We start from the raw sequence: 16,330 nt of genomic DNA, 5'->3' as shown, positions 1-16,330 counted from the left end.
TGATCCGAATGAACATCCACGAGGTTCGGCTGCCGATGCGCCACGCCTTCACCACCGCCCATGGCACGGCGGAGGTGCAGCAGAGCATCATCGTCGAGCTCACCGACGGTGAGCTCAGCGGATTCGGCGAAGCCGTATGCATCCCCCACGAGGGCTGGCTGGCCCCCGGCATCCGGGCGGCCCTGGAGACGAACCGCGCCGTCATCGAGGCCATGGATCCGCAGGATCCCGTGGAGTTCTGGGAAGCATGCCTCCCGCTCCTGGCCGACGACCGGTGCGCTCTGTCCGCCCTGGACCAGGCGGCCCATGACCTGTGGGGAAAACGCAAGGGCACCTCGGTGCGCGAGCTCTGGGGCCTGCCCGTGGGCCCCCTGCCCGTCAGCGACTACACCATCGGCATCGACGACACCCACCGCATGATCTCCAAGATGCTGGAGTTCGCCGACTGGCCCGTGTTCAAGATCAAGCTCGGCACGGATCGGGACCTGGGAATCGTCCGGTCGCTGCGGCAGTACACCACAGCGACCTTCCGGGTCGACGCCAACTGTGCGTGGAACGTCGAGGACGCCCTCACCTACGCCCCCCATCTCGCGGAACTCGGTGTCGAGTTCATCGAGCAGCCCCTGCCGAGGGGCGCACGGCGCGATCAGGAACTGCTCCGCAAAGAGGCCGGCATTCCCTTGATGGCCGACGAGAGCTGCTGGACCGAGGACGACATCGACACGTGTACTGAGGGCTTCGACGCCATCAACATCAAGCTGGCCAAGTGCGGCGGCCTCACGCCCGCCCGCCGCATGATCGAGCGCGCCCGCCGCAACGGACTGCGAGTCATGGCCGGGTGCATGACCGAGACCACGGTGGGTATCTCGGCCATCGCCCAACTGCTTCCCCTTGTCGACTACGCCGACATCGACGGTGCGGTGCTGGTCGCGCGCGACGTGGCGGACGGCGTACGCCTGTACCGCGGCCGACCAGTGCTCCCGGCCACCCCCGGAACCGGGGTGACGTGGCTGGGACCGCTTGCGTGACGGAAAGAGGGCACCGAGAGGAAACGACCGGAGGAAGGGACATCATGGAAACGGCGCGGCAACGCCACGCGCTACTGGTCGGCGGTATGGGGTGGACGGGAGCACGGGTCGTCGACGAGGCCCGGGCCCACGGATGCCGGCTTTCCCTGATTCAGGAGGCCGACAACATCACCAACCATCACCGCTCGACAGCGAACAGGGTGATCGCGGTGTCCGACCTCGGGGATACGGACACGGTGGTACGCGCCGTGAAGGCGATCCATGACCGGGATCCGGTCGATTACATCCTCTCGGTCACCGAGTTCGGCCTTGTCCCGGCTGCCGTGGCGGCCCAGGAACTGGGCGTGCGCACCCCGGTCCCGGTCGACGTGGCCACCTTGCTGCGCAGCAAGAGCCGTATGCGTGACATGCTCGGCGGTCACCCGGACCTCGCAGTGCGAAGCCACCGCTGCTTCACTTACGAGGAAGTCGTGCGCGCGGCCGACGACGTGGGTTACCCGGTCATCGTGAAGCCCGACGACGCATGGGGCAGTCTCGGGGTGCGCCGCGTCGACGACGCGACGGGGCTTCGCACCGCCTTCGAGGAGTCCGACGACATCGGTTGCGCGGTTCTCGTGGAGGAGTTCCTCGAGGGTCCCGAGTACAGCGTCGAGGCGTTCAGCCACGCGGGGCGGCACCATGTTCTCGCCGTCACCCGAAAGGTGAAACTCCCCAACTTCGTTGAGATCGGGCACGTGGTCTCCGGTGTCCAGAGCGACGGTGACAGCGCCGTGGTGCGGTTGGTGACGCGCTTTCTCGACATCGTCGGACTCACCGATGGCAACTCACACACCGAAGTGATTGTCACGCCTTCCGGCCCGAGGATCGTCGAGTCCCACAACCGGCCCGGCGGGGATGGCATCCCGTACCTCGTGCACCTCGCGACCGGGATCAACCTCGCGGAGTTGGCCGTCGCGGTGCCACTCGGCCTCATGGAGGTGCCGCCTCCGCCTCCCCGGCCGACTGGTGCGGCCGTCCACTTCTGGGTCGGGGAGCCCGGCACGGTCGTCACCGTGCCGCGGGTACCGGACGCGGTGAGGGAGCAGTGCACCGAGGTGACGTTCACCGCCCGGCCCGGGCAGCGGGTGAGCGAGGTGCTGCACAGCTTCGACCGTCTCGGTTTCGTGATGACCCGGGGAGCCACCGGCGAGGACGCCTTCGCTCGGGCGCGGGACATCGTGGAGTCCCATCCGTTCGAGATCGCACCTGCTGTGGACGACGAGCTGGAGTCCGAGCGACTGGATCGCGTCCGCCGCTATGCGCGCGGCGGTTGAGACGCAGCCTTGGAGTTGCGGGCAGGTACTGGTCACCAGCCCGTGGTTGGTTGCCCTCAGCGCTGGAACGTACAGGAACGCGCGTATGACCCTGCACACCGTCACCTCCGCCGACCAGACGACCATGCAGCAGGCGGACTCCCTGCCGGTCAGCCTGGGGCAGGCGCCCGACCAGCCGACGCCGACCGGTACCTGGCAGGTCGCCATCTCGGCCCGCACCTCCTCCACAGGCCAGGGCGTGGACGGCGCGGTGCTGAAGGTGCAGGCGCCCACGACCGGCGGGGTCCCGATCTCCGTGAAGCTCGACTACTCCGGGTTCGAGAGCCTCTACGGCGCCGACTGGGCCTCCCGCCTGCGGTTCGTGCAGTTCCCCGACTGCTACCTGGACACCCCGGACGACGAGGCCTGCCAGACGTACGAAGAACTGGAAACCAGCAACGACGTCGACGGCAACACCATCACCGCGACCGTCGACCCGGCCGCCGGGCTCCGGCGAACGCCACCGTGATCGCGGGCGCCGCCACCAGCAGCGGACCGAGGTGGATGTGCGGCGGAGCCAGCACATCGACCACACAGACCGTGACGATCAGCCCCAGTGGGATCACGACCAGCGCGGGTGCGTGACCCGGCCGCCAGAAACGCCGGAAGTCCGGCCGTGGTCGAAGGGCCATGCCCCAAGCGTCCCACCTACCTCCGCTACGAGGGACCGTACTGGCCGCAGTCGTTGACGACTGGCTGTGACCAGCACTTTCCCGAGAGGCTCTGGGTGATCTGCCGGTCGGCCGTGCCTGATCACCCAGGCCGGGTTGAGTGTCCGTACTCAGGTCCGGGACCGCCTCCCGTTGCGAGCATCGGTGCAGCGGCGCGGTCGAGAGCGCCGGCTTCCTTCAGCCGAGAGCGTTCGAGCCAATTACGGAGAACTCGCCATGTCCCGTCGTATCGCCCTGTCCCTCGTCGCCGGTGTCGTCGTCCTGGCGGGTGCCGGGGCCTTCGCTCTCGCCTACGCCGGGGACCAGGGGCCGCCCTGGCCGGGGAGCAGGGGCCCGCCCTGGCCGGGGAGCAGGGGCCCGCCCTGGCGCACAGCACCGCCCGCTACACCGCCCCCGACGGAGAGCGGGACGGCTCGCTCACCTTCTCCACCGAGGTCACGGCGTCCTCCGGGGTCAAGAGCCTTAAGGTGCTGGCCTGGCCGGAGAAGTCCGCCCTCGCCGCGAAGCAGCTGACCGCGAAGGAGATGGCCGAGGCAGAGCCGGCCCGGTGCGAGCCCGCGGGCGGGGACACCGTGCGGTGCGTGTACACAGCCTCGGTGACCGCCGTCGAGGCCGCTTCGTCCCCGCGTGGCTCCTGGCATGTCGCCGCTCTCGCCACCGCCGAGGACGGCACCACCACCCTGGACACCGAGGCGGTGGACTTCACCGTCGGCTGATTCGGACTCCCGGGAGGCGGGCGCAGCACTCTCCCAGCAGACCGGCCTGGCCGTCGGTTCGGAAGAGGAGCCCGTGCTGCGGCGGCAGGATCGGCGGGACCGGCGCCCCGGAATCGACACCGCCGTGATCACTCGGTCGCCGTCGCTGTGATCATCCGGTGTGTTCAGGGTGCGCCCATGAGGCGATCCAGCGATGGCGCCAGGACCGGGGCGAGCGCCTCGGCGTACGCCTCTGAGAGGTGGCTGTCGTCGCGGTAGACGGCGGTGTTGGCGACGACTACGGGGCAGTTGCCGGTGCGGGGGGCGCAGAGCCAGGGGGTGGGGTCGATGACTGTGGTGGCCGTGGTGGATGCGGCGGCGCGGAGGGCGGTACGTCGGGTCGCGTCGCGGGTCGCGTCCGGTAAGTGGTTCGCGCAGCCGCGTAGCTGCAGGGAGTTCCTGGCGGCGCAGTCGATCGGGTCGCCCTTGGGCCATGGGGTGTCGAGCAGGGCGGCGACCCGGGCGCCGGAGGTGCCCAGGGCGCGGAAGGTGTTCTCGAAGCCGGTGGTCCACTGGTGGAGGGGGTCGGTGGCGGGGCGGGCCGGGTCTCCGGCGTCCGAGGAGGAGACGACGACCAGGTCGGGGCGCAGGGTATTGATCCTTGCCATGGCGTTGGAGCGCCAGGTGTCGCAGGCGATGTACGGCTTGTGGGCGATGAGGATGGTCACGTCGGCGATCTTGCAGGAGGCCTTGGTCAGCGAGATCAGCTTCCAGCCGCGTGTGGTCGCGAGCCGGTGCAGGGCCGGGAACCACTGGGCCGCGTGGGAGTCGCCGAAGAGGACGACCGTACGGGAGGAGGTCCGGTCGCCGTAGACGCAGGGGCGGGTGCCGGTGGCGGCGTAGTCGACGTGGCAGCCGTCCCGGTAGACCGCGGAGCGGGAGGACTTCACCTTCGGCAGGGGTGGGGCGAGGTTGCTCGGCAGGGTGGTGGGGGACGACTCCAGGAGTGCGGTGAGGCGCGCCTGCGGGGCCGGTGCGGAGAGCGCCCGCGCCAGGGAGGGCGCGGGATCGCCCACCTCGATCGTCGGTGGGACCGCCGTCGCCGTCAGGGACAGTGCCGAGGCGCCGGCTGTCAGCGCGGCCCCGAGAGCCAGGGCGCGGCGGGGGCGCCTGCGCAGGGCCCGGTGGAAGCGGACCGGGTTCTCGACCAGGTGCAGGGTCAGCCACGCCAGGCCCAGCGCCGCCGCGGACAGCCCGAGCGCGAGCGGCACGTCGGCCGTGCCGTCGGCGCGGCCCAGCGCCGCCGGGGCGATGACCAGCAGCGGCCAGTGCCACAGGTACCAGCCGTACGAGAGTCCGCCGAGCCACACCAGTGGTCGGCGCCCCAGCAGCCACCCCGCGCCGTGCGGTGTGGGCGCGCAGCCGCCGGCCAGGACGAGCGCGGTACCGGCGACCGGCAGGAGGGCGTGGTGGCCGGGGAAGGGCGTCCGGTCGTCGTACCGGACCGCTGCCAGCGTGACGCAGGCCAGGCCGAGCCAGGTCAGCGGGGCGGCGAGGGCAGCGGCAGCCGTTCCAGCCGGCCGGTGCCCAGCGCCAGGAGCGCGCCGGCGCCCAGTTCCCAGGCCCGGGTGAGGGAGCCGAAGTACGCCCAGGGCGGCGAGGAGTTCGTCACGAGGACGCCCGCCGCGAACGACCCCAGATGCACACGCGCGTGCTCGACGAAGGACCGGAAGCCGGCGTCCCGGAGGTGCGCCGGCTCAAGGGCCACGCCACTCCGTGGCGGGAGCGGTTTTTTGAGCTGAGCCTGTGGGCCTCACTCGCCGTCGCTGTCGTCTTCCTCGGCTCCCTGCTCGTCTACATCGTGGTGGAGGCATGGCCCCGGCTGAACCTGCGGATCCTGACGAACTTCCCCGACATCATCGACCCGTCCCAGGCCGGCGCCCAGTCGGCGATCACGGGCACCATCTGGGTCATCTCCTTCACCGGGCTGTTGTGCCTGCCCGTCGGCATCCTCACCGCCATCCACCTGGAGGAATACGCCGACACCGAACGCTGGTGGAACCGTGCGATCGAGATCAACATCCAGAACCTGGCGGCGGTACCGTCGATCGTCTACGGCATCCTCGGGCTCGGCATCATCTCCCGCGGCCTGGGATTCGGACAGACCGTCCTCACCGCCTCGCTCACGCTGTCCCTCCTGGTCCTGCCCACCGTGATCATCGCCGCGCGGGAGGCGATTCGGGCCGTACCGCAGTCGATCCGCGACGCTTCCCTGGCGCTGGGTGCCACCCAGTGGCAGACCATCTGGCGCCAGGTGCTGCCCGCCGCGGTGCCCGGCATGGCGACCGGCTCGATCCTCGCCCTGTCCCGCGCCATCGGCGAGGCGGCGCCGCTGCTGCTCGGCGGGCTGACGTTCATCACCTTCAACCCGACCGGTCCGGACAGCGCGTTCACCGTGCCGCCCATCCAGATCTTCAACTGGATCAGCCAGTCCCGTGCCGAATTCGTCTCACTCGCCGCCGCAGCGATCGTCGTCCTCCTGGCGATCCTGCTGGTCATGAACTCCCTGGCCATCTGGCTCCGCAACCGCTACTCCCACCGCTGGTGACCACGCCATGACCTCACAGCCCCCTCGACGCCTCCACCGCCTTCGCCGACCGACCCTTCGGCCCGCGCGGCCGGACTCCGCGACCTCCCCCTCCGACGCCCCCGACGCCCCGAGCGGCAGTCCCCTCCCGCAGATCTCCTTTCGCGATGCCCCGCCGCTGACGACCCCGGTCTTCGAGGTAGGCAGCCTGTCGGTGTTCTACGGCGGCCTCGAAGCCGTCCGCGACGTCAACATGACCGTCGGCGACCGTCAGATCACGGCGATGATCGGCCCCTCCGGCTGCGGCAAATCCACCGTGATCCGCTGCTTCAACCGATGAACGACCTCATCCCTACGGCCCGCGTGGTCGGCAAGATCCGCTACCACAACGAAGACCTGTACGGAAAGGAAGTCGACCCCATCGAGGTGCGCCGCCGTATCGGCATGGTCTTCCAGAAGCCGAACCCCTTCCCCAAGTCGATCTACGACAACATCGCGTACGGGCCGCGCGTGGGAGGCTTCCGGGGCAACCTCGACGACCTGGTCGAGGAGACCCTCACCCACGCGGCGCTGTGGGACGAGGTCAAGGACAAGCTCAAAACCTCCGCGCTGGCCCTGTCCGGCGGCCAGCAGCAGCGGCTGTGCATCGCCCGCACCATCGCGGTCAAGATGTGCGCGGCCGCCCGGTGCAGCGAACCCGATCCGGACCTCGCCAAGAAGGCCGTCGCCCGCTTCTCGCGCGCGGGCCTGCGCACACTCGTCTGCCACGACGGTGCCGAGGCCCTGCTGCTGTTGGGTGACCGGAAACCCCACGCCGTAATGCTCAGCACCCCACTGCCGGTGGTGGACGCCGCCCGGGTCACGGAACTGATCGCCAAACTGCACCCGGTGCCGGTCATCGCCGGCCCCGAGGACACCGTCGAGGCGACCGCCGCGCTGACAGCCGGCGCCGTAGCCCTCGTGGCCCGCCCGTACCGGATCCGGGAGATCATTCCGCTGCTCAGGGGCACACGCCCAGCTGACGGTTCTGAGTATTTCCTCGTCGTCGGTGACATCGAACTCGATACGGCGGGCTTCCATGTCTATGTGCGCGGCCGCCCGGAGCAGCTGACGGTCCGTGAGTTGCTGCTGTTGCGGTACCTGACGGAGCGCCCCAACAAGGTCATCAGCCGCCCGGAGCTCACCCAGGCCCTGTGGGGCACCAGCGGCCTGCACAGCAACACCCTCACCGTCCACATCCGGCGGCTCCGGACCAAGGTCTGCGACGAGGCGGGCAGCCGCTGCACCATCGACGCCATCCGGGGCATCGGCTACCGCCTGGAGTCCGACCCCGCGGCGGCGAAGCGGCACCCGGACAGATCCTCGCTCGCCCCGGGCGGCCAGTGACTCCGGTCGGTCCTAGGCTGTCCGGTCAACCACGGTCAACCAGGGAGCGATACGTCAGCGCGCCGGAGATCCGCCCGAGCACTGTGTACGGACTGGTCTCGCCGCCCTTTTCGCTGCATTCCTGGGGCCAGGATGGGGCCGGAAGGACGGTGAAACCCCGTGAACGATCACTATGCGCCGGGACAATGTCATGCCATCTGACCTGCAAAGACGGTGAAGACGGGGACGGTCGGTGAAACCTGGGGCAACGATCTTGCGTTCTCGTAATGCGTAGGTCTCGGGTTCGAATCCCGAAGGCGGCTCCGGTGATGGCCAGGTTGCATAGTCAGTGACCTGGCCTTTTGCCATTCCTGGGGCGGCCCTAGGGCATCGCGGGAGACGGGGTCCGCGGCCTGGCGACGACTTGGCGGCCGTCTTCTGCAAGTCGAGACGGGAGCTGAGGCTCGGCCGCTTGGCATTGGCCGGTCCTGTGGCTCATGTGGAGGCGGCGTAACCGGCGGACCGGTCCGGGTGCGCTGCCTCACCCGCTTTCTGCGGCCTTGGTAACGAGGACGGTGCCTTCAGCCCTGGGCGAGGCCGAAGGCCGTCATCAGGCGTGCTCCGGAGTCCGGGCGACGGCGTCCGAGCCGCTGTCGGTCGCGGCGGGTGCAGTGCGGCGGGTGACCGGAAGCCGAACTGCCCGACGGACCAGGGGCCAGGCTCCCTGCGGAGGGAAGCGCATGTTCGCGATCAGCGGGACTCCATCGATGACCACGGAGTGTCTGCTGGTCATGGAACGCACGGGTCAGCCCGAAGTGGACGATGCCCACGCCGACGACGGGCCGAGTACGGTGCCCGCGCCGCCGACCACGGACATGAGTACGGCGTTCAGGCTCCAGTTGACGCTTGCCAGCCGTCCGGGGAGATGACGGCGAAACCACCGACGCTGCCGATGCCGGGAGGGTCATCGCGGCCATGCCGGTCAGCAGCAGTGGCAGCCCGCTGGTGGGAGTGAAGCGCTGGGCGACGCCGGTCAGTACTCCGCCGGCCGCGGCCAGCGCCGCGGCTCCGGCGAAGGTCATGGCGTACACCGTCGACACGTTGACGCCGAGCGGGCGCGCGACGAGTTGGCCAGCCGCCTCGACCGGGAGCCGACCGTGGCGGAGCTCGCCACGCGGCCGTGGCCGGGTCGGCCGAGGCCGCCCTGACCGCGCTTCCGGCACGCGTACGGGTCAGGACGACGTGCGTGGCGGCGCACAGCACGGTGGTCAGTGCGAAGGCGATCATGAACAAGAACGTGGCCGCTGCCGTCAGCGTGGCCGCCCCTCGCCTCGCGGGTGTACCCGGAGGCCGAAGCGGAGATCGCCGGAAGGTTCTGACCGCGGCACAGGAGATCAGCGACCAGATGGCCGTCGTCGCGGGATGACCCCGTTCGCGCGGGATCCCGTCATCCAGGGTCGCCACCTGGTGGGGGCCCGGCCTGACCGGACATCCTGATCGACATTCGAGGCCAGATGGACCACTTCATGGTGTGCCCCGGAATCGTGACCGAGTTCGTCGCCGCCCCCTCGACGTAGGCGGCCGCCGACTTCGGTTCGTCACCCTGGGCTGCGCGGCGCCCCACCCCTGACCAGGCGCGGTGCTTCCTCACGTGATGGTGGTCATGCGCCGGCCGGGACGCCGACGCCGACGAGCCCACCGGGCACGCGCTGGTCGATGCCGGGAACGGGCGCGAACTCTGGCCGGTATGGCTGTCAGTTGGCGGGTACCACCTGTGCGGCGAGGACGGCGGCGGCCAGCAGTTCTTCGCGGGGCGCGTCGGAGGCCGCGTTGACGGCGAGTCCCTCGGCGGTGGCCATGAGGAAGCGGGCCAGAGCCTTGCAGTCGGTGCCGGCGGGCAGGTCTCCGTCCGCCACGGCCTTCTCGAAGCGATCCTGGACGGCTTGCCGGTAGTCGTTGCGCGCGGCTTTGAGCACCTCCACGATCGCGCGGCCGTCTTCGCCGGAGGCGAGGCCCGCCTGGACGGTCAGGCAGCCGCGGGGCTTGCCGGGTGTGGTGTAAGCCTCGACCAGACCCGTGAGCAGCCGCAGTGCCACCTGGTGCGCCGTGGGCTGCGCCAGCGCCTCGCGGGACAGCGGCGAGCGAGCCTGGGCATAGCGGTCCAGGACCTTTTCGAAGAGTTGCCGCTTGTTGCCGAAGGCCGCGTAGAGGCTGGGCGGCCGGATGTCCATGGCCTCGGTCAGGTCGGCGATCGAGGTCGCTTCGTAGCCCTGGCGCCAGAACAGTTCCAGGGCCACGTCCAGTGCGGCTTCCTCGTCGAACGCGCGCTTACCGCCCCTGGGCATGGCGCTCCCCTTCCTTGCTCGGCTCCGCCGGGTGCCGGTTGCACCATTCCTTTAGCGGTCGTTACAGTGTAGCGACCGACCGCTTTAGCGTTCACTACAGGGAAGGTGGGTGGTTCTCATGGGCAAGCTGACGGGCAAGACCGCGGTCATCACCGGCGGAAGCAGCGGGATCGGCCTGGCGACCGCCCGGACGTTCGTCGCCGAGGGCGCCCACGTGTACATCACCGGCCTCGACGCGGAGGAACTGGTCGCGGCCCAGGCCCGGATCGGCGGAGATGTCACCGCCGTGCGGATCGACATCTCCCGCCTGGAAGATCTCGACCGGCTCTGGCAGCAGGTCGAGCGGGAACAGGGTGGGCTCGACGTCCTTGTCGCCAACGCAGGCCGCGGCGAGCAGGCCACCCTGACCGAGGCCACGCCGGAGCACTTCGACCGGGTCTTCTCCGTGAACGCCCGGGGCACGTTCTTCACCGTGCAGAAGGCGCTGCCGTTGCTCAACGACAACGGCTCCGTCGTCCTGATGGCGTCCGCCGGGCATTTGAACGGCGCGGCGGAGCGCACCGTCTACAGCGCCACCAAGGCGGCCATCCGCTCCTTCGCCCGCACCTGGGCGAGTGAGCTGAAGGACCGCGGGATCCGGGTGAACACGGTCAGCCCAGGGCCGGTCGACACGCCCGCCCTCGACACGCAGGACGACCCGGATGCCCTGCGCGCCGCCCTCGCCGCCATGGTCCCCCTGCGCAGGCTGGGCCGGCCCGAGGAGATCGCCGCGGCCGTGCTGTTCCTCGCCGCCGACGACAACCGCTACACCACCGGATCCGACCTCGTCATCGACGGCGGCCACACCCAGCTGTGACCGCCACCAACACCACGAAACCGAAACCCCTTTGAGGAGAGACCCATGAGCGACACGACGGCATGGCCGCATCACGCACTCGGCAAGGAGCTGAGCAACTGGGGTCGGTGGGGCGACGACGACGAGATCGGCACCCTGAACTTCATCACGCCCGCCAAGCGGGTCGCCTCGGCCCAACTGGTCAGGACAGGGAAGACCTTCGACCTGGGCATGGCCTTCGGCAAGGAGGGCCCGGCCGGCCCGAACACCTTCCGGAACAACCCCCAGCACCTGATGACCCTGCTGCCCTCGGACAGCGTCGGCGCCCCCGACGGCATGTTCGGCACCGACGACCTGGTGGTGATGAGCCTTCAGGCGGCCACCCAGTGGGACGGCCTGGCCCACATGGGATACGACGGGCACTTCTACAACAACGTGCCGGTCGCCGCGGTGAACAACTTCACGGGCGCCTCCCGGGACTCCTTCGACAAGGTCGCCGGACGTCCTATCTCGCGCGGGGTGCTCCTGGACATCGCCGCGCTCAAGGGCGTCGACCGCCTGGAGGACTCCTACGAGGTCACCGCGGCCGACCTGTCGGCGGCCGAGGAGCGCCAGGGTGTGCGCGTGGAGTCCGGTGACATCCTCTGCGTCCGCACCGGGTGGCACCGGTGGTTCGCCGAGGGGGACCGCGACCACTACATGGGCGAGAACGAGGCCGGCCTCGGCCTGGACACGCTGCGCTGGCTGTACGACCGCGAGGTCGCCGCCGTCGCCGTGGACAACTGGGCCGTCGAGGTCTACCCGTCCCCGGTCGAAGGCACTTACGCGCCGTTCCATCAGGTCGCCATCCGGGACATGGGCCTGACCCTCGGCGAGATGTGGGACTTCGAGGCCCTGTCCGCCGACTGCGCCCAGGACGGCGTCTGGGAGTTCCTCCTGTGCGCCCCCGGCCTCAAGATCACCGGCTCGGTCGGGTCCCCCATCACCCCCGTCGCTCTCAAGTAGAAGCTGCGCCCTTCCGATCGCGGACAGCGAGCAAGGAGTACGCGTCACGAGAGAGACCGGCAACACCGCTCTGGTGCTGCAGTATTTCGAAAGCTTCGTCGGAAAGGTCTACGACCAGCGGCTGGTCTTCGTCCTCCAGGTGCGGGACAACAAGATCCTCCGCATCCGGGAGTGCCTCGACACCACGCACGCCGTCGCCGTACTGGCGACGAACCAACCCCCCCGGCCCCGGGAATGCCCCCCGATCACAGGACATCCCCGGGGCCGTCCACAGCAGTTGACACTACGTTCGGTTCACGGAAGGCAGCGCACCGACATGACATCCCCCCGCCTGACGATCGACGTGTGGGCGGACGTGCTCTGCCCCTGGTGCTACGTCGGCGAGCATCGTCTGAGCACCGCGGTCGCGCGGTCCCCCTACGCGGCCGCCATCGAGCTGAAGATCCACACCTGGCAGCTCGACCCCGACGTCCCCACCGAGATCTCGTGGATCCCGGAGTACCGGGTCAGGAAATTCGGGGTCACCCCCACCCAGGCGCGCGCGATGGAGAGGGATGTGGCCGGGCAGGCCGCCGCCGACGGTCTGCCCTACGTCCTGGACCGACCGGTGCGCAACACTCTCGACATGCTGCGCCTGGTCCACCTCGGCAACGAGCACGGCGTCGGCCGTCCGTACATGGCGGCGATGCAGGACGAGCTGTTCGGCGGAAACCCCCACGCCTTCGGGCACGACACCCTGACCCGGCTCGGCGAGAACCTGGGCGTCCCCGCCGACGAGATCCGCGACGTCCTCGCCACCGACCGCTACGCCGACGCCGTGCAGGCCGACCACGCTGCCGCCGTCGCCCTCGGCGCCCGCGGAGTGCCCTTCACCGTCCTCGGCAACAGTTTGGCCGTTTCCGGTACGGCGAGTCTCGCCCAGTACACCGACGCCATCGACCGGGCATGGGAGCACATACATGGCTGACACCCCCTCCACCCCGTCTCCGCTGGAGTTCATAGAACCCGGGCCGGACGGCGGTTGGTGCGATGCCAGGACCGGCCTCTGTACGAACACCACGGCCGGGCCGGAGGTCCCGCTCCCTGAGGGCGAGGACGCCGGACTGGGCGCGGGCGCTCGGTCCACCCCGAGCAGCCCGGCTGCGTGAAGCCACCTCGGACAATGAAATGTGATGTGCATCACAAAGGAAACGTTGCCGTTTTCTGCGGAGTCTGGTTAATCTGATGGCACAAGAACAGAACGGCAGCGTTTTCCGAAGGGATGGGGCAGCTCATGGCCGAGCAATCGACGGCTCGCCGGAGCCGCTTCACCCCCTTGCGTGCGGCCCAGCTCTACGACGCCGTGCTCGACCTCCTGCGGGAAGTCGGATACGAGGCGCTCTCGATGGAGGCCGTGGCCACCCGGGCCCGCTTCAGCAAGGCCACTCTCTACCGCGACTGGGGAGGGAAGCCCGAGCTGGTCGCCGCCGCGATGAAGTACCGCAGGCCGGTCCAGATCGACACGATCGACACCGGCTCGCTGCGCGGCGACCTGTACGCGCTGGCCGCTCACTCCGACAACGAGGAACTCGCACAGAGCGCCGCCGTGCAACTGGGCGTGGGGCACGCCATCTACACCAACCCCGAACTCCGTCGCACCCTGAGAGAGGTGATGCTCGCCCCCATCCTCGACGACATCCATGCCATCCTCCGACGCGGCGTCGACCGAGGCGAGGTCGCCCCGGACAACCCCGCACTGGATCTCATCCCGCCGATGCTGGCCAGCCTCGTCATCGCCCGCCCGCTGATCAGCGAAACGCCGATGGCCCAGGGCGACGTCAGGCGGTACATGGAAGCACTGGCCTTCCCCGCCCTCGGCATCTGACCCGCACCCGGGTCCTCACGCACCGACCTCCCCCACCGTCGGCGCGCCCCCGCGCACCTTTCCCGCCCTCGGCCTCCCCACGCCGACGGCGTCCCGCGCCCTGCCGCCGGCCGATGACGGCCGCATGACCAAGGCGCCCCTCTTTCTCCCCGTCTCCCCGCACAACTGAACACCCCCCACCTGACGCGCACCGCTCACGTCGTCGGGCCACCCCCGCACGCCCTCATGTCCCGACGGGCGTACCCAACGACCTGACCGAGAGAGCTCCACCATGGCCATATTCCTGTACAGACTGGGGCGTTCCAGCTTCCGGCGGCGCCCCGTCGTCCTCCTCGTCTGGCTCGCCCTGCTGGGCGCGGCCGTCGTCGCCGCCCTCAGCGCGCCGGCGACGAAAGCACTGCCCTTCACCCTGCCGGGGGCGGAGTCCCAGAAGGCGTTCGACCTGCTCGACGAGCGGTTCCCCGGCGGCAGTTCGGACGGCGCCACCGCCCGGATCGTCTTCAAGGCCCCCGAGGGGCAGACGATGACCACCGCAGCCAACAAGGCCGAGGTGGAGAAGGTGGCGAAGGAGATCGCGAGCGGCTCCGAGCAGGTCGCCTCCGCCGCCGACCCCTACACCGCGGGAACCGTCAGCAAGGACGGCTCGACCGCGTACATCTCCGTCACCTACAAGGTGACGGCGGCCGAGGTGGACTCCGACTCACACGACGCGCTCGACAAGACGGTGGAGCAGGCTCGTGAGTCCGGACTGACCGTGGAGGCCGGCGGGAACGCCGTCAAGGTGGCGTCCCACGGCGCGGCCGCCGAGGTCATCGGCGTGATCGTCGCGGCGATCGTCCTGGTCATCACCTTCGGCTCCCTGGTGGCCGCCGGACTGTCGCTGCTCACCGCCCTCATCGGCGTCGGCATCGGCTTCCTCGCCCTCACCGCGCTGAACTCACCCCTCGAACTGGGCGACAACGCAGGGGTGCTGGCCCTGATGCTGGGTCTGGCGGTCGGTATCGACTACGCGTTGTTCATCGTCTCCCGCTACCGGTCCGAACTCGCCGAGGGGCACCCACGCGAGGAGGCCGCCGCCCGCGCCACGGGCACCGCCGGCTCCGCGGTCGTCTTCGCGGGCCTGACCGTGATCATCGCGCTGGCCGGCCTCGCCGTGGTCAACATCCCGATGCTGACCAAGATGGGCCTGGCCGCCGCCGGAACCGTCACCATCGCCGTCGTCATCGCCATCACCCTCGTCCCCGCCATGCTCGGCTTCGCCGGTGACCGGGTCCTGTCCAAGACCGGCAAGAAGAAGCCCGCCGAGGCGAAGGACACGGCGAAGTCCCCGATGGGCCTGCGCTGGGCGCGGTTCGTGCTCCGGCGTCCTGTCGCCGTCCTGCTCGCGGGAGTCGTCGGACTCGGTGTCATCGCCATCCCGTCGGCCTCCATGACGCTGGGCCTGCCCGACGACGGCGCCCAGCCCACCGACACCACCCAGCGCCGCGCCTACGACCTGCTCTCCGAGGGCTTCGGTGCCGGCTTCAACGGCCCGCTCGTCGTCGTGGTCGACGCCGCCCACAGCGACGACCCGAGGACGGCCGCCGCCGAGGTGGCCACCCGGATCGGTGATCTCCCCGACGTGGCCGCCGTCGCCCCGGCCCGCTTCAACCAGGCCGGAAACACCGCGATCATCTCCACCGTCCCCGCGTCCAAGCCCGCCTCCGAAGCCACAGAGAAGCTCGTCGAGCACATCCGGGACACCGGCACGGCCATCGAGAAGGACACCGGCGCGAAGTTGCTGGTCACCGGCCAGACCGCGGTGAACATCGACTTCTCGCAGAAGGTCAACGACTCCCTGATCCCCTACCTGGCCCTGGTGGTCGGACTCGCCTTTCTCCTGCTGATGGCCGTGTTCCGGTCCGTCCTCGTCCCGCTCAAGGCGGCCCTGGGCTTCCTGCTCTCCGTCCTCGCCGCCCTCGGCGCGGTCGTCGCCGTCTTCCAGTGGGGCTGGCTCGCCGGCCTGATCGGGGTGGAGGAGACCGGGCCCATCATGAGCCTGATGCCGATCTTCATGGTCGGCATCGTCTTCGGACTGGCCATGGACTACGAGGTCTTCCTGGTCACCCGGATGCGGGAGGCGTACGTCCACGGCGAGGGACCGGGGCAGGCCGTCCTGACCGGTTTCCGGGACGGAGGACGCGTGGTCACCGCCGCCGCCGTCATCATGATCGCCGTCTTCTCCGGCTTCATCGGCGCCAGCGGGGCCATGATCAAGACGATCGGCTTCGGCCTCGCCGTGGCCGTCCTCTTCGACGCCTTCGTCGTCCGTATGGCCATCGTCCCCGCCGTCCTGGCCCTGCTCGGCAAGTCCGCCTGGTGGCTGCCCGCCTGGCTCGACAAGGTCCTGCCGAACGTGGATGTCGAGGGCGAGAAACTCGCCAAGTCCCCGGCTGCGGACCCCGGTTCAGGACCGGACAACGACGACCGGCACCAGCCCGTCCACGTCTGACCCTACGTCGATGCCCCCGGGGCACGTGCGCACAACGCCCCGGCCTCCGGGGGCCCGACCGGACCACCCCCCCGCGCATCGCTCCCCTCACC

The 16,330-nt window shown here is 69.8% G+C and carries 17 protein-coding genes and 1 pseudogene; 13 read left to right on the top strand and 5 right to left on the bottom strand.

The window, feature by feature from the left end:
* Window positions 1–8: 8 nt before the first annotated feature.
* The 3 genes from ACIRF9_RS46665 to ACIRF9_RS46655 all read left to right on the top strand — a co-directional run bounded on the left by ACIRF9_RS46665 (window position 9) and on the right by ACIRF9_RS46655 (window position 2,849).
* A complete protein-coding gene (locus ACIRF9_RS46665; RefSeq protein WP_403835934.1) occupies window positions 9–1,028 on the top strand; it encodes a dipeptide epimerase in 1,020 nt (339 codons plus the stop codon).
* 44 nt (window positions 1,029–1,072) lie between these two features.
* Entirely contained in the window at window positions 1,073–2,341 is a 1,269-nt protein-coding gene (locus tag ACIRF9_RS46660) for an ATP-grasp domain-containing protein (RefSeq protein WP_403835932.1), read from the top strand.
* Between the two features lie 85 nt (window positions 2,342–2,426).
* Window positions 2,427–2,849: a hypothetical protein gene (locus tag ACIRF9_RS46655; protein ID WP_403835930.1), complete on the top strand. Its 423-nt coding sequence runs from the start codon at window positions 2,427–2,429 to the stop codon at window positions 2,847–2,849.
* Here ACIRF9_RS46655 and ACIRF9_RS46650 read toward each other — a convergent pair.
* Window positions 2,815–3,012: pseudogene (locus tag ACIRF9_RS46650) on the bottom strand (serine/threonine-protein phosphatase); the annotation flags it as partial. The gene ACIRF9_RS46655 and the pseudogene ACIRF9_RS46650 sit on opposite strands and share 35 nt — an antisense overlap.
* Here ACIRF9_RS46650 and ACIRF9_RS46645 point away from each other — a divergent pair.
* Complete coding sequence (locus ACIRF9_RS46645; RefSeq protein ID WP_403835928.1) at window positions 2,937–3,767, top strand: DUF5707 domain-containing protein; 831 nt, start codon at window positions 2,937–2,939, stop codon at window positions 3,765–3,767. The pseudogene ACIRF9_RS46650 and the gene ACIRF9_RS46645 sit on opposite strands and share 76 nt — an antisense overlap.
* A gap of 164 nt (window positions 3,768–3,931) precedes the next feature.
* Here the strand turns inward: ACIRF9_RS46645 and ACIRF9_RS46640 are convergent, their stop codons facing one another.
* Window positions 3,932–5,290 (bottom strand): acyltransferase family protein, encoded by a 1,359-nt coding sequence (locus ACIRF9_RS46640; RefSeq protein ID WP_403835962.1) that lies wholly within the window; start codon window positions 5,288–5,290, stop codon window positions 3,932–3,934.
* Window positions 5,287–5,451 (bottom strand): hypothetical protein, encoded by a 165-nt coding sequence (locus ACIRF9_RS46635; protein WP_403835926.1) that lies wholly within the window; start codon window positions 5,449–5,451, stop codon window positions 5,287–5,289. Before ACIRF9_RS46635 ends, ACIRF9_RS46640 begins: the two co-directional genes overlap by 4 nt.
* Between ACIRF9_RS46635 and pstA the strand changes: the two genes are divergently transcribed.
* From pstA to ACIRF9_RS46620, 3 genes are read left to right on the top strand one after another with little or no spacing between them, the layout of a single operon-like run.
* Window positions 5,446–6,354, top strand: coding sequence for a phosphate ABC transporter permease PstA (gene pstA, locus ACIRF9_RS46630; RefSeq protein WP_403835924.1), 909 nt, complete (start codon window positions 5,446–5,448; stop codon window positions 6,352–6,354). The genes ACIRF9_RS46635 and pstA overlap by 6 nt on opposite strands.
* 7 nt (window positions 6,355–6,361) lie before the next feature.
* Complete coding sequence (locus ACIRF9_RS46625) at window positions 6,362–6,673, top strand: ATP-binding cassette domain-containing protein (protein WP_403835922.1); 312 nt, start codon at window positions 6,362–6,364, stop codon at window positions 6,671–6,673.
* Window positions 6,670–7,719 (top strand): winged helix-turn-helix domain-containing protein, encoded by a 1,050-nt coding sequence (locus tag ACIRF9_RS46620; RefSeq protein WP_403835920.1) that lies wholly within the window; start codon window positions 6,670–6,672, stop codon window positions 7,717–7,719. Before ACIRF9_RS46625 ends, ACIRF9_RS46620 begins: the two co-directional genes overlap by 4 nt.
* A gap of 560 nt (window positions 7,720–8,279) precedes the next feature.
* Here the strand turns inward: ACIRF9_RS46620 and ACIRF9_RS46615 are convergent.
* Window positions 8,280–8,780, bottom strand: coding sequence for a hypothetical protein (locus ACIRF9_RS46615; RefSeq protein ID WP_403835918.1), 501 nt, complete (start codon window positions 8,778–8,780; stop codon window positions 8,280–8,282).
* Between the two features lie 98 nt (window positions 8,781–8,878).
* Here ACIRF9_RS46615 and ACIRF9_RS46610 point away from each other — a divergent pair, with 98 nt between their 5' ends.
* Window positions 8,879–9,124, top strand: a complete 246-nt coding sequence (locus ACIRF9_RS46610; protein ID WP_403835916.1) for a hypothetical protein — start codon at window positions 8,879–8,881, stop codon at window positions 9,122–9,124.
* A 328-nt stretch (window positions 9,125–9,452) separates the two neighbouring features.
* Here the strand turns inward: ACIRF9_RS46610 and ACIRF9_RS46605 are convergent, their stop codons facing one another.
* Entirely contained in the window at window positions 9,453–10,043 is a 591-nt protein-coding gene (locus ACIRF9_RS46605) for a TetR/AcrR family transcriptional regulator (RefSeq protein WP_403835914.1), read from the bottom strand.
* Window positions 10,044–10,161: 118 nt separating this feature from the next.
* On the opposite strand from ACIRF9_RS46605, the gene ACIRF9_RS46600 reads away from it, so the two are divergent.
* The 5 genes from ACIRF9_RS46600 to ACIRF9_RS46580 all read left to right on the top strand — a co-directional run bounded on the left by ACIRF9_RS46600 (window position 10,162) and on the right by ACIRF9_RS46580 (window position 16,238).
* Entirely contained in the window at window positions 10,162–10,899 is a 738-nt protein-coding gene (locus ACIRF9_RS46600; RefSeq protein WP_403835912.1) for an SDR family NAD(P)-dependent oxidoreductase, read from the top strand.
* 45 nt (window positions 10,900–10,944) lie between these two features.
* On the top strand, window positions 10,945–11,883 hold the full coding sequence (locus tag ACIRF9_RS46595; RefSeq protein ID WP_403835910.1) for a cyclase family protein: 939 nt from the start codon (window positions 10,945–10,947) through the stop codon (window positions 11,881–11,883).
* Window positions 11,884–12,199: 316 nt separating this feature from the next.
* Complete coding sequence (locus ACIRF9_RS46590) at window positions 12,200–12,850, top strand: DsbA family protein (protein WP_403835908.1); 651 nt, start codon at window positions 12,200–12,202, stop codon at window positions 12,848–12,850.
* A 306-nt stretch (window positions 12,851–13,156) separates the two neighbouring features.
* Entirely contained in the window at window positions 13,157–13,747 is a 591-nt protein-coding gene (locus ACIRF9_RS46585) for a TetR/AcrR family transcriptional regulator (RefSeq protein WP_403835902.1), read from the top strand.
* Window positions 13,748–14,018: 271 nt separating this feature from the next.
* Complete coding sequence (locus ACIRF9_RS46580; RefSeq protein WP_403835899.1) at window positions 14,019–16,238, top strand: MMPL family transporter; 2,220 nt, start codon at window positions 14,019–14,021, stop codon at window positions 16,236–16,238.
* Window positions 16,239–16,330: the final 92 nt, after the last annotated feature.

Source organism: Streptomyces sp. NPDC096132, from assembly GCF_044763345.1.
Lineage (GTDB): Bacteria > Actinomycetota > Actinomycetes > Streptomycetales > Streptomycetaceae > Streptomyces.
Note: the sequence above shows the minus strand (reverse complement) of the source record. Positions and strands in the feature narration are given on the sequence as shown.